The organism is uncultured Kriegella sp., assembly GCF_963975415.1.
Taxonomy (GTDB): domain Bacteria; phylum Bacteroidota; class Bacteroidia; order Flavobacteriales; family Flavobacteriaceae; genus Kriegella.
In genome coordinates, this window is record NZ_CAXBGN010000012.1 from 99835 (window position 1) to 120968 (window position 21134).

General features: G+C 37.1%; 19 protein-coding genes and 1 tRNA gene. 15 read left to right on the forward strand and 5 right to left on the reverse strand.

Translation table 11 applies throughout. The features are described 5' to 3' along the window. The first annotated feature begins 302 nt into the window (after positions 1-302). Complete coding sequence (locus tag AACZ88_RS20240; protein WP_339714462.1) at positions 303-881, forward strand: PhnA domain-containing protein; 579 nt, start codon at positions 303-305, stop codon at positions 879-881. 46 nt (positions 882-927) lie between these two features. On the opposite strand, the gene AACZ88_RS20245 is transcribed toward AACZ88_RS20240, so the two are convergent. Then, positions 928-1218, reverse strand: coding sequence for a hypothetical protein (locus AACZ88_RS20245; protein ID WP_339714464.1), 291 nt, complete (start codon positions 1216-1218; stop codon positions 928-930). A 90-nt stretch (positions 1219-1308) separates the two neighbouring features. Beyond that, positions 1309-2697 carry a dipeptidase gene (locus AACZ88_RS20250; RefSeq protein ID WP_339714466.1) on the reverse strand — a complete coding sequence of 463 codons (1389 nt, stop codon included), beginning with the start codon at positions 2695-2697 and terminating at the stop codon, positions 1309-1311. Positions 2698-3069: 372 nt separating this feature from the next. Between AACZ88_RS20250 and AACZ88_RS20255 the strand changes: the two genes are divergently transcribed. From AACZ88_RS20255 to AACZ88_RS20320, 14 genes are all read left to right on the forward strand, one after another. Further along, positions 3070-3151, forward strand: a tRNA-Leu gene (locus AACZ88_RS20255). A 184-nt stretch (positions 3152-3335) separates the two neighbouring features. After that, positions 3336-5024 carry a hypothetical protein gene (locus AACZ88_RS20260; protein WP_339714468.1) on the forward strand — a complete coding sequence of 563 codons (1689 nt, stop codon included), beginning with the start codon at positions 3336-3338 and terminating at the stop codon, positions 5022-5024. 839 nt (positions 5025-5863) lie between these two features. After that, positions 5864-6208 carry a single-stranded DNA-binding protein gene (gene ssb / locus AACZ88_RS20265; RefSeq protein WP_339714470.1) on the forward strand — a complete coding sequence of 115 codons (345 nt, stop codon included), beginning with the start codon at positions 5864-5866 and terminating at the stop codon, positions 6206-6208. 80 nt (positions 6209-6288) lie between these two features. Continuing rightward, a complete protein-coding gene (locus AACZ88_RS20270) occupies positions 6289-6669 on the forward strand; it encodes a DUF6876 family protein (RefSeq protein ID WP_339714473.1) in 381 nt (126 codons plus the stop codon). Positions 6670-6680: 11 nt separating this feature from the next. After that, on the forward strand, positions 6681-6878 hold the full coding sequence (locus AACZ88_RS20275) for a hypothetical protein (protein WP_339714476.1): 198 nt from the start codon (positions 6681-6683) through the stop codon (positions 6876-6878). Between the two features lie 430 nt (positions 6879-7308). Next, positions 7309-7689, forward strand: coding sequence for a BfmA/BtgA family mobilization protein (locus AACZ88_RS20280; RefSeq protein WP_339714479.1), 381 nt, complete (start codon positions 7309-7311; stop codon positions 7687-7689). A gap of 11 nt (positions 7690-7700) precedes the next feature. Next, a complete protein-coding gene (gene mobB, locus AACZ88_RS20285) occupies positions 7701-8732 on the forward strand; it encodes a MobB family relaxase (RefSeq protein ID WP_339714482.1) in 1032 nt (343 codons plus the stop codon). Between the two features lie 3 nt (positions 8733-8735). After that, entirely contained in the window at positions 8736-10319 is a 1584-nt protein-coding gene (locus AACZ88_RS20290) for a type IV secretion system DNA-binding domain-containing protein (RefSeq protein WP_339714485.1), read from the forward strand. Positions 10320-10469: 150 nt separating this feature from the next. Further along, entirely contained in the window at positions 10470-11087 is a 618-nt protein-coding gene (locus tag AACZ88_RS20295) for a recombinase family protein (RefSeq protein ID WP_291785916.1), read from the forward strand. Positions 11088-11210: 123 nt separating this feature from the next. Continuing rightward, positions 11211-12788 (forward strand): class I SAM-dependent DNA methyltransferase, encoded by a 1578-nt coding sequence (locus AACZ88_RS20300; RefSeq protein WP_339714494.1) that lies wholly within the window; start codon positions 11211-11213, stop codon positions 12786-12788. Between the two features lie 103 nt (positions 12789-12891). Next, a complete protein-coding gene (locus AACZ88_RS20305) occupies positions 12892-13911 on the forward strand; it encodes a type IV toxin-antitoxin system AbiEi family antitoxin (RefSeq protein ID WP_339714497.1) in 1020 nt (339 codons plus the stop codon). After that, positions 13886-14743 (forward strand): nucleotidyl transferase AbiEii/AbiGii toxin family protein, encoded by an 858-nt coding sequence (locus AACZ88_RS20310; protein WP_339714500.1) that lies wholly within the window; start codon positions 13886-13888, stop codon positions 14741-14743. Before AACZ88_RS20305 ends, AACZ88_RS20310 begins: the two co-directional genes overlap by 26 nt. Then, positions 14744-15862: a restriction endonuclease subunit S gene (locus tag AACZ88_RS20315; protein ID WP_339714503.1), complete on the forward strand. Its 1119-nt coding sequence runs from the start codon at positions 14744-14746 to the stop codon at positions 15860-15862. It abuts the gene before it with no gap. After that, positions 15859-18858 carry a type I restriction endonuclease subunit R gene (locus tag AACZ88_RS20320; protein WP_339714506.1) on the forward strand — a complete coding sequence of 1000 codons (3000 nt, stop codon included), beginning with the start codon at positions 15859-15861 and terminating at the stop codon, positions 18856-18858. Before AACZ88_RS20315 ends, AACZ88_RS20320 begins: the two co-directional genes overlap by 4 nt. A gap of 244 nt (positions 18859-19102) precedes the next feature. On the opposite strand, the gene AACZ88_RS20325 is transcribed toward AACZ88_RS20320, so the two are convergent. The 3 genes from AACZ88_RS20325 to AACZ88_RS20335 are packed head-to-tail and all read right to left on the reverse strand — an operon-like array spanning position 19103 to position 20936. Next, entirely contained in the window at positions 19103-19720 is a 618-nt protein-coding gene (locus AACZ88_RS20325; RefSeq protein WP_339714509.1) for a PIN domain-containing protein, read from the reverse strand. Between the two features lie 2 nt (positions 19721-19722). After that, on the reverse strand, positions 19723-20046 hold the full coding sequence (locus AACZ88_RS20330) for a DUF4325 domain-containing protein (protein WP_339714512.1): 324 nt from the start codon (positions 20044-20046) through the stop codon (positions 19723-19725). A 50-nt stretch (positions 20047-20096) separates the two neighbouring features. After that, on the reverse strand, positions 20097-20936 hold the full coding sequence (locus AACZ88_RS20335) for a hypothetical protein (RefSeq protein ID WP_339714515.1): 840 nt from the start codon (positions 20934-20936) through the stop codon (positions 20097-20099). Positions 20937-21134 lie beyond the last annotated feature (198 nt).

A 21134-nucleotide genomic window follows, 5' to 3' on the forward strand; every position in this document is an offset into this window, starting at 1 on the left:
TTGAGTTTAGAAGTTTGTTCTACGAATGTAGAGTAAATATTTTAATTCTACAAATGTAGAGTGAAATAAATTATTTTATATTGCTTTTTCTTCGGATGCCGACCAAGGTGAATAGGGCGCGTTAGGGATAGCAGTGAAAAGCCCGCAATGGCTTTTCGGCCTGAGGACTTGTAACGGATAGCCCGACCCGACTTTTGAAGGGTAACGCCCTAGAAATTAGTTTTAGTGGTACTGTTTTTAGTATTGCGGTTTATTTTATGAGGGAAAGTCCTAAGTTTGCAACTCTTAAAATTATATGAGCAATGCAGGTACTTGAACAATTGACGAATAGAAGTGGTGGAAAATGTGAGCTTTGTGGTGCTACCGATAACTTAAGTGTTTATGAAGTGCCGCCAGTTTCTACAGGAGGTGTCGATGGCAGCCTTTTAGGATGTGCTACTTGCATCGGTCAAATTGAAGATCCCGATACTACAGATGCAAATCACTGGCGTTGTTTGAACGATAGTATGTGGAGCGAATATGCCCCGGTTCAGGCGGTTGCCTGGCGTATGTTATCGCGTTTAAAGGCTGAAGGGTGGCCCCAAGATTTGCTCGATATGCTGTACTTGAGCGATGAAACCCTGCAATGGGCAAAAGCTACTGGAGAGGGCGTTGCCGAAAGTGAAAAAATTATTCATCGTGATGTGAACGGCGTTATTTTGGAAAATGGCGATAATGTGGTGTTGATCAAAGACCTAAAAGTAAAAGGGTCTAGTATGGTCGCCAAACAAGGAACGGCCGTACGCCGAATATCTTTAGATCGCGAAAATGCCGAATACATTGAAGGAAAGGTCGACGGTCAGCAAATTGTGATTATCACCAAATACGTTAAGAAGACCTAAGGTTTTTTTGAATTCAAGGACTTAATCGAATCACTGTTGCTGTTTTTTATTTAATTATCGATGCGTAGTTGATAATGATAAAAAGTAGTAGAGCCACAGCAGCCATACACAAAATAAATATAAGGGTCGACTGCTTTGCGTTCAGATAATTGGCATAGCTTGTACCCATTTTAATCTTATTAAGGTCATCTGGTGAGGCTTGTGGAAAATTGTATTCGGTATGTGGGTTGTTTTCGTCAGAATGGATATTCTCCCTATGATTTACCCTGAATTTTTTTCTGCCCAACAATGCCTTGTTCTGCCTGACCCTATTGACCATGTCGTAACTATGGCTCATAACGTATCATTTTAGAGGATAACTTAAAGATACTGATTTTTGCTGGATTTTTAAGAAATGCTTTGTGCCGGATTACGAGCTGTTTTAGGATTATGGTTGTAGCGCAACAAAATTCTCATAAAAATAAGGGATGGTCTCGATGCCCTTTAAGTAGTTCCAAATACCAAAATGTTCGTTGGGGGAGTGTATGGCATCACTATCGAGGCCGAAGCCCATCAAAATGGTCTTGCTTTCCAATTCTTTTTCAAAAAGGGCAACAATAGGAATACTACCGCCGCCTCGTTGTGGTACGGGTGGTTTTCCAAAAGTTGTTTCATAGGCCTTAGCCGCAGCTTGGTAGCCAATATGATCGATAGGTGTAACATAGGCTTGTCCCCCATGGTGGGGGGTTACCTTGACGGTCACTCCTTCAGGAGCGATATTTTCAAAATGGGTCTTGAACAATTGGGTGATTTCCTTCCAGTCTTGATTTGGCACCAAGCGCATTGATATTTTGGCATACGCTTTTGCCCCGATCACGGTTTTTGCGCCTTCGCCGGTATAGCCGCCCCAAATTCCGTTGACATCAAGGGTAGGGCGAATGGAGTTACGCTCATTGGTGGTATAGCCCTTTTCGCCATACACGGCTTGAATGTTCAAGGCTCTTTTATATGCTTCTAAATGGAATGGAGCCTTTGCCATTTCGGTACGTTCTTCTTGTGAAAGCTCTTCGACCCGGTCATAAAACCCCGGAATTGTGATATGGTTGTTTTCGTCATGTAGCGAAGCGATCATTTTTGCCAAAATATTGATGGGGTTGGCAACGGCACCACCGTAGAGTCCCGAATGAAGATCGCGGTTCGGGCCGGTCACTTCGACCTCGACATAACTTAACCCGCGTAGACCCGTGGTTATCGAAGGCACGTCATTGGCAATCATGCCGGTATCGGAAATTAGAATGACGTCATTTTTTAGTTTTTCTCTATTTTCTGCTACAAACAAGCCCAAGTTTTCGCTACCGACCTCTTCTTCACCTTCTATCATGAATTTGACATTACAGGGCAACTGTTCTGTTTTGATCATAAATTCCAAGGCCTTTACGTGCATGTACATCTGGCCTTTATCATCACAGGCGCCACGGGCGAAAATGGCCCCACCAGGGTGAAGTTCTGTTTCCTTGATGACAGGTTCGAACGGCGGTGAGTTCCATAGGTCTAGGGGGTCTGGGGGCTGTACGTCGTAATGGCCGTATACGAGCACCGTTGGCAGATCGGGATTAATAATTTTTTCACCATATACGATAGGGTAGCCGTTGGTCTCATGAATTTCGACGGAATCACAACCCGCCTCTTCCAAAGCTAGTTTTACGGCATCGGCGGTGTTTAATACATCTTGGGTAAAGGCTGGGTCGGCACTTACGGAGGGTATTTTTAACAAGGTGATAAGTTCTGAAATAAATCGGTCTTTGTGTGTGTTGAGGTATTCGTTAATATGTTGCATAAAAATAGCTTTGTATCGTATCTAAAAATACAAATAACGGTACAAATCTTATTGAATTGTTGTGAAAATTAAAAATTCACTGTTGGCCTGCCTTCTTTAATTCCGACATCTAAAGAAGACTATTTGCCAAAGCGTTATTGATAGGCTGGTCGTGGAATGAAACGACAAAAAAATCAATAATTTTTTTAATGCCAGAGTATTTCAGAAATGATTTTTTGCCTTATATTTGCATCCCATTAAATAATGGGTGGTGGTAAATGGGGTTTAGCCCAAAATGCGACCGAGTACATATTGAGATGCAGGCGTGGTGGAATTGGTAGACACGCTAGACTTAGGACTTAGACAAGTAAAAGTCGAAAAAGATTCTAAAATGCAGGTGTGGTGGAATTGGTAGACACGCCAGACTTAGGATCTGGTGCCGCAAGGTGTGGGAGTTCGAGTCTCCCCACCTGTACAAAAGCCGAAGAGAAATCTTCGGCTTTTTTTTGTTTGAAATCGAACCGAAAAAAAGGACAGGTACAACATAGGTAAAACATTTTGGTATTTTCGCATTAATATTTAAGTTGATACCAAATAGCGCATTTTGATTTCAAATACTATTTTCACGAGTATTAAATAATTAATTTTATGAGGCGCATATGATTAGAACTGTTCAAAGACTTGAATTCGAAAATGTTTTTCCCGAGGAGGAACCAAAACCTATATTAGATTATTTAAGCCAGGTATCTTCTTCAACCCTACTTGGAATCATAGGATTTACGACCACCGTTCCACAACCTAATTTTGATAATTTTATTTCTGACCCCGACGTTAGTTGGGATATAATTCAAAGAGTCACTAAATATGGTAAGGAAAATCAGATTCCTGAAAAACCTGAAGTTATTTCAAGAGAAGCCAGTTTAAGGCTTTCCGAAACTATCTTGGCCAATCGCAAGAGTTTGTTGGACGACAATCCTAACGACGACAAAACGGCTGATGAGCTAAATATCTTAAAGGCATTCTTGGTAATTAATAAAGAGGTCAATACCAAGCAATACTTCGGCGATGCACAAGAGAATATTGATAGGATGGCAGATATGCTCATTACGATGGCATTTTCTTCTGCGGACATTGGCATCTATTCTAACACGGACTTGGAATTTGGAAAATTGGTATATGTTACTTTGATAAAGTTTGAACACCTCCTTCAGTTTTTGGGATCAAAAGCAGAATATAAATATTTACGGAATGCGCTCTGTGAAATATTTGGGGAAGACGATACCGAAGATTTGAAAAAACAAGTCAAACTGCTCTTTGCCACTCTTCTAAATTTAAAACTCAATAATAGCTACAAACTCCGATTAGAAGAAAAAGATAAATTACGTTTTCTTAAAACTTTGGCTTCAGCTGAAATAGAAGAGTCGACAGATTTTACAAATCTTAAAAATTATCCTATCTATGAAATTGATCATCAGACTTTTTCTATCATCGACTTTTTCTTTGTAGTAGATAAGTTTTTTAAGAGTGTTCGTTTCATACTTAAAGATGCATATAACAAGCACCATAATTTAAAACCAACGGACGGTAGGTTCTTTAGTTTTTACAACACTGAATTTTCTGAGGAAGTTCTAATGAAAATTGTTCTTGACGACATCTTTCACTGGAAATATCTGGTCAAGAAACAGATTGAAAATACAAAAGACAATGAACCCGATTATTACGTACGTCATAACAACAGGGTTTATCTCTTCGAAAATAAGGACATTCTTGTAGCCGCAGGAATTAAAAGTTCATCCGATATAGCGGAAATAAAAAAGTTATTAAAAAAAAAGTTTCTTAAGGATGATAGCCGTGCATTAGGAATCGGGCAGTTGGTAAAATCTATCGAACAAATTGTGGAGGATAAGTTCCCTTACGATGAATATGTCAACCATAAAAAGAATATAACAATTTACCCTATACTATTAGTTAGCGATAGAATTTTTGAGATTTTAGGGATGAACTATATCTTGAATAAATGGTATTTGGAGCTGGTCAAGGAAAAACTTGGGGATAAATACAATCGTAATTTTATTAGAGATTTGACTTTTGTAGATATGGATACTTTAATTTATTGGCTACCACATCTAAAGGAAAAAGATTCTAATTTTAGAAAAATAATAGAAAAGCATCACCGCGGCATGAATTTTCAAAAGAAAATTAATAACCCTAATTTAAAAAATGGGCGTGAACAAGCTAATGCCTATTTCTATCACAAACTTTCCCCTGTAAGCAATCGATTTTCGGAATATAAATTTCCGAGAGAATTAATGGTAGATAAGTTCCGTGATGTATTATCTGAAGAATAAGATACTTCCAAATAACGTTAAAAAGGATTGACTTTCTCCGTAGTCCATTCAGCCCATTCCCCTACATTCCGCAATAAAAGCTTCATTTCTGGAAATGCGCTTCATTAAAAAGTCTTGGACACAACTTTAAAGCTTCCGATTTCCATTACGCTAGTCCTATTATTAAAAAACACTTCATTATCAATCTTCAACTTTAAAGTTAAGTCCGCCTAAATTCTAATTAATGATAGAGATACGTATTCATAAACCGTTTAGCACATTCCCCTACATTTCGCGAAAAGCTACACTACGGGAAAAGAGCTGCGCTACAATTATCTTGAACACAATCCCCAATTTTAGCTTTCCATTCCATTAATCCTTCCCGATTCTCTGGGAAGGAACATCTCATTCCCTAGCCAAAATCGGGAATAGAGTTCGCCTGATAGGAATTCAATTTAATGATTTGGTATCACTTCCTATGTTTTTATACTTCATATAAGCCTTTAAATAAACTTCTATACCCTCACTGCTTAACCTCTTTTTGACAGCAAAACAACAACATTCATTTTTGGACAGCGGCATAAACCGTTGCGCAAAGCTTCACTTTTTATACGCCTTACCAAAACTGAATATTGAATCACACTAAGCAACAAAAAAAGGTAACAGCGAGGGCGCTATGGGAAGTAAATCTAAAATAAATCTTATGAAATCTTACAAAAACATCAAAAAGTAAGCGACACCAAAAAAAACAAAAAAGGAAAACGCTCAAGATATAATAAGTAAATCACTTCAAAAAAATATAACAATAAACTGTCTGAATGGTTCAGATAGCATTTTAATTAATCTTTAAATATTTTATTATGAGTACTTTAAAAAATCACGTACAGTTAATCGGAAACGTTGGACAAGAGCCAACCATTACAAACCTTGAAAGCGGTAAAAAAGTAGCACGTTTTTCATTGGCAACAAACGAGTATTTCAAGGATGCCAAAGGGGAAAAACAAACTGATACCAATTGGCATACTGTTGTTGCTTGGGGAAAGACCGCTGAAATTATCGAAAAATTTGTAAGCAAGGGCAAAGAACTAGGTGTTACCGGGAAACTTAAAACCCGAACCTATACAACCGATGATGGCAATGAACGCTATGTAACAGAGGTTGAAGCAAATGAAATCCTATTACTTGGAAGTAAAAACGAAAAGTAGGATTCAAAAATTAAAGAGAGCGTAACCGTCTAAAGATGCGCCCTCTTTTTTTCATTATTCACACATTAAATATATTCACAATGAAAGTACAAGTTAACGAAATTAAAGAAGGATTACAACATTTTCACGGTACGGAAATGTTCTATTCTATTCCATTATTACGAACCCGATTTACGGACGGACTAAAATATTTGTCCGAGGTCGCAGAATGTTTTTGGCTGATTACGGACACATCCGTAATTGCAAAAAGTCTGATTAATAGAAGCGAATTTGTAACCATAGACTTTAGAAGATTGTCCAAAGAAAAACAGGATTTTACAGGTTATGAAGCTGAAATTATTTATACCGATGGCAACGATAATATTCTCGAAAAACACGGATATAGAGTAACCGATTTTCCGCTTGATGAACTGCGGTTATTTTTTGTAAATAATACGCTGATGTTACCAAGCGAATACTAAAATCCAGAGCTATGGTATATCTCAATTTTACAGACCTGAGCGAAGAAGCTCAAAACCGACTTTTAGAGAATTCTAAAATAGACGTTGAACGAAAATTTGGCGATAGTATTCGCAAATACGTAACCAAGAATTACACTTGTTTTGAAACGATGATTGAAGAAGAAGCCCTTCGGAATTTGTATTCCTATAAATTCATTTTCAATATCTAATTTTTTTGAAATAAGAAACAAGCACCTCTAAATTCTGGAGGTGCTTTTGTATGCAATTTATATCATATCAATAAAAAAACGTATCTTTATTTCGCTGGAAATACAGCACACAAATTAAAGTAGGGTTATCCACTTTTCGACTTTCGCCGATAACCATACACATCGAAAAATAACATATCGGAAAATTATTTTCCTAAAATGGCAATCAGCTTTTTGAGCTGGATTGTATGGATTTTCGTTCGCCTGTGGCGAACGAAAAGGAATAGCAAGAGGGTAACACGCTACGCGATGTTTCGGATTCCTTTTTGTTTTCAAATAACTGATTATCAGCTATTTGAATATATTTTAATATCCTGACAATCAACGATTTGCGACAAACGGGCTGAAAATGCCCATTTTTAGGGAAGATTTTGCGACAAATCGGCGAAATATGGACACATTTATAGGAATTAGATTCAAAAAGGAAACAGCAAAACGTTTTCAAGAATTTTCAAGAACACACTTCAAATCACATACTGAGGCGATGGCAGCGATGCTCGATTTTTTCTTCTACAACGAGATATCACCAAAGGAAAAATTGGGTCCGACCGGCCGGACAATCGAAGCTTCTATTAAGAAACGTATTAATGCGGTAATCGCTATAATGCGAGATATGGAAAAGACCCAGACCAAGCCGACGGTCGCGATGATAGAATCACTTTTTCAGACCGAAGCACCAACAAAGAAACCTTTGATTTTAGAAAAGAAATTCGTGGAAGAAAAGAAGGAAGTACGATTCAGAGAAAAGAGAAATACAACGAATGAACTTTAAATTTCTGAGCTATGTATATCACGATCACACCTCAAAAATTAGGCGGCACATACTCACAAAGTTCAGTGGATTTTGTGGGTTATCTGGAGAAAGAAAACCAAGGTCTGGAGCAAGAGAATATGGAACACTTTTTCAACCAATATGGCGATGAGATTTCAGCCGAAGAAGTGGTAAAAGATATCGATGGAAATGGTACTAAATTGAAAAAGACTGAACCGAAGTTTTATTCCATAACAGTAAGTCCTTCAAAATACGAATTGAACAGATTGCAGAATAGCAGCGAAGATTTAAAAAAGTATACTCGTGAGCTGATGAAGGATTATGTAGCGTCTTTCAATCGGGAAATTAATGGTCGACCGATTACCATCGATGATATAAAATATTATGCTAAAATTGAGCACGAAAGAACCTTTAAGGGAACTGATAAACAGATTCAAGAAAACCAACCCTACGCCACAAAAATACTTCAGCTCAAAAATGACATCCGTAAAATTGAGAGCGGAACACTAGAAGGAAATAGTAAGCGCAAGGAAAAGGAAATGGCAAAATTGGAACGTGAAGCACCACACCAACAGAACGGAAAACGAATCGTACAGGGAATGCCAAAAGCAGGAAACCAAAGTCATATTCATATTATTGTGAGCCGTAAGGATGCTTCCAATACGTTTAGCCTTTCGCCAGGAAGTAAACACAAAGCTTCGGAAGTGGAGATGCACGGTAATAAAGTAAAACGTGGTTTTGACCGTGATAATTTTTTTCAGAGAGCCGAAAAAACTTTTGATAAAACTTTCGGCTACCAAAGGAACTTCGCCGAAACCTATAAAGCAAGAAAGGATTTTATCAAAAACCCGAAAATCTATTTTGCTTCACTAATGAAACTGCCCACCAACGAAAAAGCGTTAGCGTTTAAAATAATGGGCAAAGCGGGCATCCCGATGATGCCGAGTATTCCAGTCACTCAAGCACAGCTGGCAATGAAAATATTTAATAGGCTTCGACGTGGTGCAGAAGTCGCCATCAAATCAAGTTCCATCGGAATCTAAATTATGCAATTGGACAATCTCTTTACGGTACTTTTAATTATTGGTTTAACCAGTACGGTTTTCTATGGAATGTTTCGGAAAAGTAAATATGCATTCCTTATCAATTTTCTGATGCTTGGTGTCCTTGTGTTTTATCTAAACGAACAAGCACAGTTACTTTTAATAGCACTTTATTTGGTCTGCCCTCTCACATTAATTAATACAGGACTATATGTTTTTTTGCACAAGACCGAAAGCCTAAAAAATGGCAACAGCAAATATCAGGTGAACTTCGCCACAACCAAAGGAAATTTCAAATTAGACAATATTAAACGTGGTGCATCTATCATTGGATCTGCCGGAAGTGGCAAGACTGAAAGCGTGGTTTATGGATTCCTGAAACACTTTAGGAAAGAAAGCTTTTGTGGTATCATCCATGACTACAAAGATTTTGAACTAACTGAAATGGCATATCCACTTTTCAAGGATGGCGATATCCCGTTTAAGGTCATTTCCTTTGATAGAATTATACATCGAGTAAATCCTATTGCACCTCGCTATTTAGAGAACGAGGAAAGCGTAAACGAAGTTTCAAGGGTGCTGATTGAAAACCTTTTAGAGCAACGGGAATCTGGAACGACTGGAACAACCAAATTTTTTAATGATGCTGCTGAAGGTTTAATAGGAGGATTAATTTGGAAATTAAAAACCGACTATTCCCAATTGTGCACTTTGCCACATTTAATAGCTGTTTATCAATATCTGGACACAGACAGCCTTATCCAGTTCTTGGAAACCAACACCACATCAAGAGCAATGGCAGATGCATTTATAAGTGGTAAGGATTCTGAACGGCAGACCGCAGGTGTAAAAAGCACCTTGGCCAATGCTCTAAAGCGAATTAGTACACAACGCATTTTTATGGCGTTGTCAGCAGACGAAGTACCTTTAAATATTAACAGTACTGAGAATCCCTGCGTGATTTCGATAGTGAACAATCCTAAATTTGAAACATCGTATTCGCCAGTTATTGCAACCATTATCCACACGATTACCAAACAAATGAGTGTGCGAAATAGTGAACCTTCATTTCTTTTAATGGAGGAAGCACCGACCATCCGGTTATTGAATATGCACCGTATTCCTGCAACACTTCGAAGCTATAATATTTCTACGGTTTATGTGATGCAGGATAAGATTCAGAACGATATGATGTATGGAGATAAGGCAAGTAAGGCAATTTTAAGCAATCTTTCTTATCAGTTTTTTGGAAAGGTCAATGACCCGGACACCGCCAAATATTACGAACGTTTTTTTGAGATTATTAAAGACCCGACCAAAAGTGTAAGCCGAGGGCATAATCTTGATTTTGATACGCGTATTACTACAGGGGAGAAGGAAATTCCAAAAATTAGGGCTGATGTATTCTTCCGATTGAAACAGGGGGAGTTCATTACTTATGCAGATGGGAGGGATAAAAAGGTCCAGTTTAAACTCCAACTCATTGAACGGGGTCTTCCACTGGATGTAAAGGCGTTTTCCAATAAAGATTTACACGATAATTTTGAACGGGTTTATAAAGAGGCGAGGGGTATTTTTAAGAATTGACTGTTTTTAGGCCTTTGACAAAAACGGAGTATAATTATATGACCGTTTTATTATACTTTAGTTTACACCCTTGTTTATTGATTTTAAAAAGTTTAAATTAACGTACTAATTTATTAGTATGTATTTTGACGTTTATTTAAACTTTGTGTTATGGTTTTTGGATATGCTAGGGTAAGTACCGCAGAACAGAATCTTGATCTGCAATTGGATGCCTTTTTAAAAGAAGGTATTGATGAAAAGAATATTTATACGGATAAAGTATCCAGTTCCCAAGAAGAACGTAAAAGTCTAAGTAAACTTCTGGAGTATGCACGGGAAGGCGATACTATCGTGGTGTGGAAATTAGACCGCTTGGCCAGAAGCCTTATTCATTTCACCAATTTCATCAATCAACTTAACGAAAAAGGTGTAAAGTTCCGCAGTATTACTGAACCTTTTCTGGATACTACCGACAAGTCCTCACATTCACAATTCATTGTAAATTTGTTTGCCGCTTTGGCGCAGTTAGAGCGTGACATTATTATTGAAAGGACGAAGGCGGGTTTGGCTTCTGCAAGGGCAAGGGGGAAAATACTTGGTGCCCCTACGGGAATCAGTAAAAAGAACCAGCAAAAAGCTATAATATGCGAACAGTACTTTAAAGAAGGTAAGCTGACCGTTTCTGAAATCTGCGAACGTGTTGCTATTTCTAGGGCGACCTATTACAAGTATTTAAGACATCGCGGACTTAATGGAAAGCTAAGGCCATACAAATCTGATAAAGAATAAATTTGGTTGAATTAAAAATAAATAATTAAGATTTGAGCTTGATAGCTATTAATCTAAAAAGGTTTGTTTATTTTGCTAGTTCCAAGACAAAATTCCCCCAACAAATAAGAGTTAATACCCTATATGGCAAAAGCAGATATTGATTTTGAAAAAGAGTTATGGGACGCCGCCAACGAACTTCGTGGTGCAGTCTCAGAAAACAACTATAAAAACTACATTTTACCACTTGTCTTTTTAAAGCATTTAAGCGAACGTTTTGAAGTAGTTCAAGAAGAACTTTCCAATGAACTTAATGAGCCATCATCATCCTATTTCACGACAGATGAAGATGAAAAGAAATACGTGTTATCTGATCCAGATGAATTTCGATCGCGAAATACATTTATGATTCCAGAGACAGCCTCGTGGCAGTATTTTAAGGACAATGCGGAGCAGGATAATATTAAAGTTATTATTGATGATGCCTTTGATGTCATCCAAGAATTATTAACTGCTTATAACCCACAACTAAACAACCTATTACCTCGAATATTTGTCAAGAGCGAATTATCAGCAAAGCAGACGGGAGGCATTATTAACCTATTATCTCACCCAAAATTCTCTGAAAAAGAAAATCCTGAAAGTGACATACTTGGTCGTATCTATGAATACTACATTGGTCGTTTTGCTATGGCAGAGGGTTCTGGTGCCGGTCAATTCTTTACACCGGGTAGTATTGTTCGTTTACTAGTTGAGATTTTAGAGCCTTACAAAGGTAGAATTTTTGACCCTGCCTGTGGTAGTGGCGGTATGTTTGTACAGAGCCTAAAGTTTATTAAAGAACATGGTGGCAATAAAAGTGATATTTCTATTTATGGTCAAGAGATGACCTCACAAACGTTGCGTTTGTGTCTAATGAATCTTTTATTACGAGACTTATCTTTTGATATCAAATTAGGTAACTCATTGTTAGACGATAAATTCCCAAGTCTTAAGGCAGATTATGTCATTGCGAACCCACCCTTTAATGTGAGTAATTGGCACCCTGAGGATCTTTCTGAAAAAGACCCCAGACTTTTTGGACCACGAGAAGAATTTACCACAGATGGTAGTGCCAATTACATGTGGATGCAAACGTTCTGGAACCATTTAAGCGATACCGGCACCGCTGGTATTGTAATGGCAAACGGAGCCATGACCTCTAATACAAAAGGAGAAAAGAATGTGCGCCAGTATATGGTTGATAAAGGCATGGTCGATTGTATTGTTCGTATGCCAGACAAGCTATTTCTAACCACCGGTATACCTGCGTGTTTGTTTATTCTAAGCAAAAACCGAGATGGTAAAGATGGTGAGCACCGTGAACGAATGAAAGAGGTTCTATTTATTGATGCCGCTAAAATGGGCACGATGGCAAGCCGCAAACTAAGAGTTTTCGAAGATGCCGATATTGATAAAATTGCGGATACCTATCATGATTGGAGAACTGCTGGAAAAACCTATGAAGACGTTGATGGCTTTTGTAAAGCCGCCACTTTAGAGGAAGTACAAAAACAAGATTATAAACTTACTCCCGGCATTTATGTTGGTACTGAAGCTGAAGAAGATGATGGTATCCCGTTTGAAGAAAAAATGGAGACTTTGAAAGCTACGTTATTAGAGCAGTTTGAGAAAGGAGAAACTTTTAAAAAACAAATTCTGGAGAATTTTGATAAGTATTAAATGATTTTGTTCATAAAAATTAATTGTTCATGTTTCATGAACATAGTTAAAAAATGAACAAATCTATAAAATCATCAATTTTGTTCACTACATTTGACTGTTCATGTTACGTGAACAAGCTAAAAAAATGAACATGTTATTAGATTTTGCATATTTTATGGAATTTATAGATAGACTTGAGTTAGATATTGAGGCTATCTATGAAAAGGCACCCGACTCGAATGAATTACCTGTTTATACATTAAACGGTAAAGAAGTAAGTGTCTATTTCAAAAATGAAATAAGACCACACAATGTGCCTATCCTTTTAAATCAGCCAGCAAATCACCCTTTATTAGTTGCTTCCAAATACATAACACCTAAAGCTAAAAAGCAATTAAAGAAAAATAAAATCAATTATTTAGATAGTTATGGCAATGCTTATATAGAAATACCACAACTTAAAATTTTCACAGAGCATGGTAATAGTAAACCTGTTATACCAGATACTACCAAAGTTTTCACACAAGCTGGTGCCCAATTAATTTTTCAATTATTAAATCGTCCTGAGGAAGTAAACGAAACTGTTCGCAGGTTGGCACACCTAAGTAACATTTCTGTAGGAAGTGTAAGTAAAATAATGAATGGCTTATTTGATGAAGGTTTTTTAGTGGAATGGAATAATGATAAAAAATATCAACTCATTCGTAAAGAAGAATTATTAGATAGATGGATTCCTATTCTTAATGAAAAAGTACTACCTAACTATAAAATTGGCACCTATTCATTTACTGGAAATCTTGAAGATCATTGGAAAGATAGATTTTTAAGACCTAACGTATGGTGGGGCGGCGAACCAGGAGCGGCGCTTTTAACCGATTATTTATACCCTGAAAAATATTCACTTTTCACAACCTTGTCTGCCAAAGAAATTATGACTGATTTAAAACTGGTACCCGACCCTAATGGCAAAATAACGCTGTATCAACCTTTTTGGGGAAATACAAGTATGGCATCTATAATGAAAGGTAAGAATAATGTAGATGCATTGATAATATATGCCCAACTAATACATTCTGGTGATCCTAGAAATATAGAAACCGCACAAATTATTTATAATGAGCACATCGCACAAAAGCTTTAAGATTTATTCTTTTTCCCAGCATACTGAGGTGTACCAAATTTTGGAACGCGTTTTTGCTTCTCACGGTATTAGTTATTACCTCATTGGCGCCAATGCGAGAGATGTAGCATTATATAAAGCGGGAGCAAAACCTAGTAGGGCAACGGCAGATATTGATTTTGCAGTAATGGTACCAGACCACGCCAGTTTTGAAGCCCTAAAAAAAGAAATAAAGCAACATGGTTTTGAAGATACCAAAGGACAAATGCCCTACCGATTGTTTCATGCCAAATCAAATACTGTTATAGACCTTTTGCCTTATGGTCTAATTGCGCAAGACGATACCGTATCATTTACAGAGAAGCAAATAGCACTATCTACTGTTGGCATGACCGAAGTTGCCTCAGCTACCGAAGTGTTTGAACACCCTGAAGGTTATAGTATACCGGTTAGCCCATCGCATGGTTTGGTTATTTTAAAGCTGATTGCATGGTCTGAGAAACCGTCTCGTACAAAAGACCTTGGTGACATTGCTGCATTACTTGAGGCAGCATGGCCACTTTACGAACCGGAACTATTTGTAGAAGACTCTGCATATGCAGATTTGTTCGATGCTGAAAATTTTGACATCAGTAACGCAGCTGCACAAGTTATGGGCAGAAAAATGCAAGAAGTACTTCAATTAAATGCCGCATTAAGAATTAAAATTTTAAATATGTTCGAAACTGAATTGGCAACCGAAACTGGTCCTATTACCATAGCTATTGCTACCGCAATGGACCGAAATATTGATTTTGCACAAAGTATTTTGAATGCAATACATAAAGGAATCACACACAAACATACGCTGTAAATGCCCGAAAACTGGAAAACATATAAGCTTGGAGAGATTCTTCAGATAAAGAATGGCAAAACAAAGCCAAAGAACAAAGGGATATATCCAATTTACGGAGGAAACGGTATACTAGGTTATGGTGACAAAACTAATTTGAATGAAGAGGCAATTTTAATTGGACGGGTAGGTGCGTATTGCGGCGCAGTATATTATGAAAATAGAGAACTATGGGTCTCGGATAATTCATTATTTGGAATAGCTAAAAATAAAAATAATTCTAAGTTTATTTATTATTTACTCAAAAAAGCAAATTTAAATCAATTTTCAACTGGCTCTAGTCAACCACTTTTAACTCAAGGAACTTTAAACTCGCTAGAATTCGAAATACCTGAGAATGACAGCGAACAACGCGCCATCGCCAACATCCTCTCTGCCATAGACGATAAAATAGAGAACAACCTTGCCATGAACAAAACGTTAGAAGACATGGCAATGACACTTTACAAACATTGGTTTGTAGATTTTGGGCAAGAATTAGAAAATACGCTTGCAGACTATGTGAATCTGAATCCAAGACTTTCAATTAAAAAAGGTGAATTAGCAAGCTATGTCAATATGAAAGCATTACCAACAGAGGGTATGTCTGTTTCGGAAGTTGATAAAGTTGTTGTAAAAGGAGGTGCTAAATTTCAAAATGGAGATACATTATTAGCTAGAATAACTCCTTGTTTAGAAAACGGAAAAACAGCTTATGTTGATTTTCTTGAGGAAAATGAAATTGGTTTTGGATCAACTGAATTTCTTGTCCTCAGAGCAAAAGAGGGTATTTCAAAATATTGGGTGTATTGTTTAAGTAGAGATATAAATTTAGTAAATCATGCGGTATCATGTATGATAGGAACTTCCGGAAGGCAAAGAGTACAAAATGATCCATTTTTACAATATGAACTTCCTGAAATTAATGAAGAAACAATGGTCAGTTTTGAGAAGAAAGTTGAACCATGGTTTAAGAAAGTAAAAGCAAATACCAATGAAAACCAAACTCTAACTAAACTCCGAGACACTTTACTCCCCAAACTTATTTCAGGGGAAGTCCGCCTAAAGGAATTTGAGGAAGAAATAACTGCAGCCCTATGAGCCTAAACGAACATACCGCCCAAAATGCTGCCATAGTTTGGTTACAAGAACTAGGCTATAATCATATACCCGGCAATGCCCTAGACCGTGACCTTAAAAAAGTAGTGCTAGAAAATGAATTAAATACTTTTCTAAAAAACACCTACCCAGCCGTACCAGAAACGGCACGTAACGAAGCTTTTGCCCAATTTACCCAACATGAGGGTATGGAGGTCGCCTACCGTAACCAAGATTTTCACCGCAAACTTACCCAAGGGATAGACATTGCTTGGAAAGATGCACAGGGCAATGAAAAGGCAAAGCACCTCTACCCTATTGATTATGCTCATCCAGAAAAGAATAGTTTTATAGTTTCAGACGAAGTCAGTATCGTTGGCAAAAATAGCCGCCGTACTGATCTTCTTATTTTCATCAATGGGTTGCCGCTTATTGTCTTTGAATTTAAAAATCCGTTTGACTCTACCGTGGGGGTTGATAATGCCCATAGACAACTACATAACTATGTACTGGATATTCCACAGTTATTCGATTATAATGCTATATGTATAGCATCAGACGGTCTGGAGGCTTTACACGGTATGTATTCATCCGCCTTAGAATGGTTCGCTCCATGGAAAAGTTTAGATGGAGATGATACCGAGCAAAAAGCAGAGTTGCAATTAGAAACGTTATTGCATGGGCTATTCCCAAAAAAGACGCTATTAGATTATTTACAACATTTCATCTTTCATGAAGACCATAACGGTAAGATTATAAAGAAAGGCGCAAAGTACCACCAATATTGGGGTATAAGCCGTGCCGTAGAAAGTAGTCTAAAGAACATAAAACCAAACGGAGATGGACGATTAGGTGTTATTTGGCATACCCAGGGTTCTGGCAAGAGTATTAGTATGGCAATACTAACAGGTATTCTACGCCAGCGACCAGAATTGAAGAATCCAACAATTGTAATACAAGTAGATCGATCAGATCTTGATCAACAGCTCTATGAAAATTTTGTGCTCGCCAAAGATTTGGTAGGTGATGTTCAGCATGCCGAAAGTACCGACGACCTAAGAAGATTATTAAGCTCTGATGGTGGTGGCGTTATTTTTACGACTATTGAGAAATTTAGGTTGAAAGATTTAGAAAACGGCAAAGAAACTCAACACCCCATTTTGAGTGAACGCTATAATCTCATTGTTATGGCAGATGAGGCACACCGAACCCAATATGGTTTTGAAAGTGGTGGTTTTGCACAGAACATTCGCCGTGCATTACCGAATGCCTCATTCATAGGTTTTACAGGTACACCCGTAGATGGCAAAGATGCAGATACTGAGCAAGTTTTTGGTCCCACCATTCACACCTATGATATTAAACAAGCAGTAGAAGATGGTGCCACGGTACCAATCTACTACGAACCAAAAATGGTACCGCTTAACATAAAAGCAAAATACACCCAAGAACTAGAAGAAGTTGAAGAACAAGCAGAAGATACTACCGTTGGCGTTTGGGCAGCCGTTGAAGATGCTGCAGGCTCGGAAGACCGTGTTAAGACAGTTGCTAAAGATATTCTAACACATTTCAAAGCACGTACTAAAACTTTAGACGGCAAGGCAATGGTTGTTTGTATGAGTCGCCGTAATTGCGTTAAAATGTACGATGCCTTATCTGCTCTAAATGATTGCCCAGAAATTGCAGTAATCATGACGAGCAGTCCTGGAAAAGACCCCGTGAGTTGGAATACCCATATGCGGACCAAAGATGCCATGGAAGCGGTAAAGTCAAGATTCAAGAATCCTGAAGACCCTCTGAAAATGGTAATCGTGAGAGATATGTGGCTCACTGGTTTTGATGCACCCTGCGCACACACCATGTATGTGGATAAGATTATGAAAGGTCATAACCTGATGCAAGCCATTGCACGAGTCAACCGTGTTTTTGAAGGAAAACCAAATGGACTGGTAGTTGATTTCATTGGCATATCAGGCTTTTTAGCAGAAGCCACTAAAAAATACACAGGCAGCGGTGGGGCAGGAAAACCTACTCTAGATTTAGATGCTGCAGTAGAATTGTGTTTGGAACAACTGAGTATAGTTAAATCTTTAGTTGGCGGTTTTGAATTGGATGTTATTAATGAAATGCCGGCAACAGATAAAATGAAATGGACCACCACCGTCCTAAATGGGTTATTAAAAGATGATTCTACAACAGAAGGTTTTCTAAAAGAGGAACGTAAGTTGAGTGAGTTGATGGCTATGACCAATTCAGACGAACGGATTTGGGAGATTCAAGAAGATGTAGCTATTATTCAAAAATTCAGAGAACAGATACGTAAAATAAAATACCCTCCAGGAGCGCAGCGTACAAAAAATGACCGTATTAAAGATCTTATAAGCAAGTCATTGGAATCGCAAGCTATTGTAGACTTGGCTGCCATGTACAATTTAGATAAGATTGATATTTCTATCGTAGATGATTCTTTCCAAGCCATTGTAAAAGACAAGGGTGGAGAAAATATTAAAATAGAGTTGCTACGCCGTATCATTAATGATGAGTTAAAAGTACGGATGAGCAAAAACATTAAAAAAGGAAGAAAGCTCAAAGACGAACTTGAAAAAGTTTTGGGCAAATACCATAAGAACAGTTTAGACTCCATTGCAGCAATAAAGCACTTATTGGATATAGCCGATGAGTTCAAGAAAGATGATATACGTACCAAAGAGCTAGGGTTATCAAACGATGAATTGGCATTCTACGACTTACTTTCTGAAAACAGCGCCATACTCAATGAAAGCGGACCAATTCAAGACTTGGTACACACTGTAGTAGAATCCGTTAAAAAAAACCTTCAATTAGATTGGACCAAAAAAGAAAATGCCAAAGCAGCCATACGTTTAGCAGTTAAAAAAGAGTTGCGTGGCAAAGTACCCTTCTCTGAATTAGATAAGCTTTTAAAAGAAGTAATAGAACAAGCCGAAGGGCAATATAGCGAATGGCCGTTGTTAGGATAGATAAAACATTGATTAGGACACCATGTCGTAATTCGTAAAGTTCAAACAAAAGATAGAAAACAGCTGGGCTGGCCCAGAGCTATGTTGCTTAATCAGTTGGAGAAAGCGGGTTGTTCAATCTGACAAAGCTCAACAATCACAACCAGTATCGTGCGAAATCGAAAACTCATATTTTTGAGTGAATGTAGCCCAGCGGAAAGAAGGAAAATACATATGAACCGGAGTTTTGGAAACCTAATGGCGTTTATTCTGCTACTTTGTTCTTTACTAAGATTGCAATATGCTTATCGAGCAAAGTCTTGCTCATCGTTATAATCTTGACATTTTCAACCCAAAAATCTTTATCGTCAGTAACTAAAAAATAGTCTTTCTTTTTGCAAAGGTTGTAGTAATAATAATCGTTAAAATCTAGACTTGTAGGTGGATTACTTAAAACATGCTTAAATTTAAATGAGGATCCAAATTCATCATTAATCAGGTCTATTGAAGCATTATAACTTTTCAAATCATCACATATCAGATTATAAGCAACTCTATAGTCTAATGAGGGTCTGTAAACATTTTTATAATAGGATGCATCAGGTTTAAATAAGGGTTGAGTCTTTTGGATTTTGCCCACATGCTTTTGATAATGGACTTCTCTTATTATTCTGTTAATGACTTCCGAAACAACTAGCGCTGGTACAACAATACGCGTTTTTGTATTCTTAATTATTTCAGCAAAAAGTTCCAGATAGGCTCTGTCTTTAAAAGACGAATTATTCTTTGGAGACAATATTTTTAGCCAAATATTGGCATCTAAAAAATAACTTTCCTGATTTTGTACTTGATGGGAGTTTGCCTTAAAGTAGGTATAAGACATATTTACATTGAAAGAAGTGCGTTATCCACAAGGTTATCGTAATCATCGCCTAATAAGGCGTTTTCAATTATGTCATCTACTTTGTGAGCAAACATTTCTTTTCCTTCTGGATACTCAAATTGAAGCTCATGAATAGTTTTACTATTCATGGTTGCAAATCTACCTATGCTTTCATTTAAAAATAAAGTTGAAATAAGCCTAACACCCGCAAATGAAATAGTAATTTCAGAAGGTTTTTTTGTTTTAATAACCTCAAAAAGTGCAACACCATCCGTAAGGTTAGTTGCTAAATCTGATTTTATAATATCTAAAACGCTGATATTCATGGATTAAATAGAATTAACACCCCTTTATAAGGGATTGCAAATATACTTAACTAACGCTTGAAAAACAAGTTTAATATAGACCCTGTATAAGGATTTGGAAAATTGAACTTTTTCAACACTGCATTTTCCAAGTCTAAACTCCAAAAAGTATCACCAGATATAATTTGGATATTGCCATTAGTTCTGTTAAAATATGAATTTAAGTCAAATAAACCTAATCCGCCGGGGGCTCCTTCTCTTGTAGTGTTTCTTTTTTCTAGTGCCCATTTTATAGCATCATAACTATTATTTACTTCTCCTTTTGTCTTAACTTCAATAGCTGGAAGAAAACCAACGCCTAAATCTACCATTGAGAAAGCTAAAAACCCCTGCTTCGGATAATACTGCCCACATACATAAAAAGGTTCCGTTGATTTTGAGTGTTCTTGGATATTACAATAAACCTCAATTAAAGATTGCATTATACTGTCTTTTTCTTCAACCTCTAGACTTGGCATTCCCCGATGATCAAATAGTTCATTTTCAACGTAATCAACGAAACTAGCTTTATCATTTAGGTCAAAACTTCTAAATGAAACCGTGGATTCCTGTAAATCATGTATAGCATCTTCTGATCTAAGAAAACCATTTCTAAATAAAACATTAAAATGTTCTTCTAAAAACTTCAAGTCAGTTGAAAAATCTAAGTTATTCTCTTTTTTTAGTTTGGCTAAAATACTACCAAACAAAGCGCTTAAATTAGCATCAAACCAATCTAAATGGTAAAAATCTATGTAGATAGTTTCATTATAATACTGTGAAGCTTCTTTGTGAAAATCAAATAACTTTTTAATCCCTGAAAAGTTTGTACTCACGTTGTGCTTTATGCATAATACTATTTTACCTTCCATAAATTTTATCTAAGGACAATCCTTTTTTTATTTAACCATCAACCTCGTTTATAAAGGTTTTGAGAAATCCATGATTTTTATAGGAACCCGATTGCTAATAGACTCACACTACAAAACACTAAGTTATTTTTGTAACGTATCAAGATGTAGTTTATATCCATTATACTTTTTAGAAGTTTGTTAATAGTAAAATCGAAA

Coding starts and splice junctions, on each gene's coding strand:
- AACZ88_RS20330 (WP_339714512.1), bottom strand. CDS start 20,046: ATGAATATCAGCGTTTTAGATATTATAAAATCAGATTTAGCAACTAAC.
- AACZ88_RS20290 (WP_339714485.1), top strand. CDS start 8,736: ATGCAATTGGACAATCTCTTTACGGTACTTTTAATTATTGGTTTAACC.
- AACZ88_RS20320 (WP_339714506.1), top strand. CDS start 15,859: ATGAGCCTAAACGAACATACCGCCCAAAATGCTGCCATAGTTTGGTTA.
- ssb (WP_339714470.1), top strand. CDS start 5,864: ATGAGTACTTTAAAAAATCACGTACAGTTAATCGGAAACGTTGGACAA.
- AACZ88_RS20310 (WP_339714500.1), top strand. CDS start 13,886: ATGAGCACATCGCACAAAAGCTTTAAGATTTATTCTTTTTCCCAGCAT.
- AACZ88_RS20305 (WP_339714497.1), top strand. CDS start 12,892: ATGTTACGTGAACAAGCTAAAAAAATGAACATGTTATTAGATTTTGCA.
- AACZ88_RS20315 (WP_339714503.1), top strand. CDS start 14,744: ATGCCCGAAAACTGGAAAACATATAAGCTTGGAGAGATTCTTCAGATA.
- AACZ88_RS20325 (WP_339714509.1), bottom strand. CDS start 19,720: ATGTCTTATACCTACTTTAAGGCAAACTCCCATCAAGTACAAAATCAG.
- AACZ88_RS20275 (WP_339714476.1), top strand. CDS start 6,681: ATGGTATATCTCAATTTTACAGACCTGAGCGAAGAAGCTCAAAACCGA.
- mobB (WP_339714482.1), top strand. CDS start 7,701: ATGTATATCACGATCACACCTCAAAAATTAGGCGGCACATACTCACAA.
- AACZ88_RS20240 (WP_339714462.1), top strand. CDS start 303: ATGCAGGTACTTGAACAATTGACGAATAGAAGTGGTGGAAAATGTGAG.
- AACZ88_RS20270 (WP_339714473.1), top strand. CDS start 6,289: ATGAAAGTACAAGTTAACGAAATTAAAGAAGGATTACAACATTTTCAC.
- AACZ88_RS20295 (WP_291785916.1), top strand. CDS start 10,470: ATGGTTTTTGGATATGCTAGGGTAAGTACCGCAGAACAGAATCTTGAT.
- AACZ88_RS20280 (WP_339714479.1), top strand. CDS start 7,309: ATGGACACATTTATAGGAATTAGATTCAAAAAGGAAACAGCAAAACGT.
- AACZ88_RS20300 (WP_339714494.1), top strand. CDS start 11,211: ATGGCAAAAGCAGATATTGATTTTGAAAAAGAGTTATGGGACGCCGCC.
- AACZ88_RS20250 (WP_339714466.1), bottom strand. CDS start 2,697: ATGCAACATATTAACGAATACCTCAACACACACAAAGACCGATTTATT.
- AACZ88_RS20260 (WP_339714468.1), top strand. CDS start 3,336: ATGATTAGAACTGTTCAAAGACTTGAATTCGAAAATGTTTTTCCCGAG.
- AACZ88_RS20245 (WP_339714464.1), bottom strand. CDS start 1,218: ATGAGCCATAGTTACGACATGGTCAATAGGGTCAGGCAGAACAAGGCA.
- AACZ88_RS20335 (WP_339714515.1), bottom strand. CDS start 20,936: ATGGAAGGTAAAATAGTATTATGCATAAAGCACAACGTGAGTACAAAC.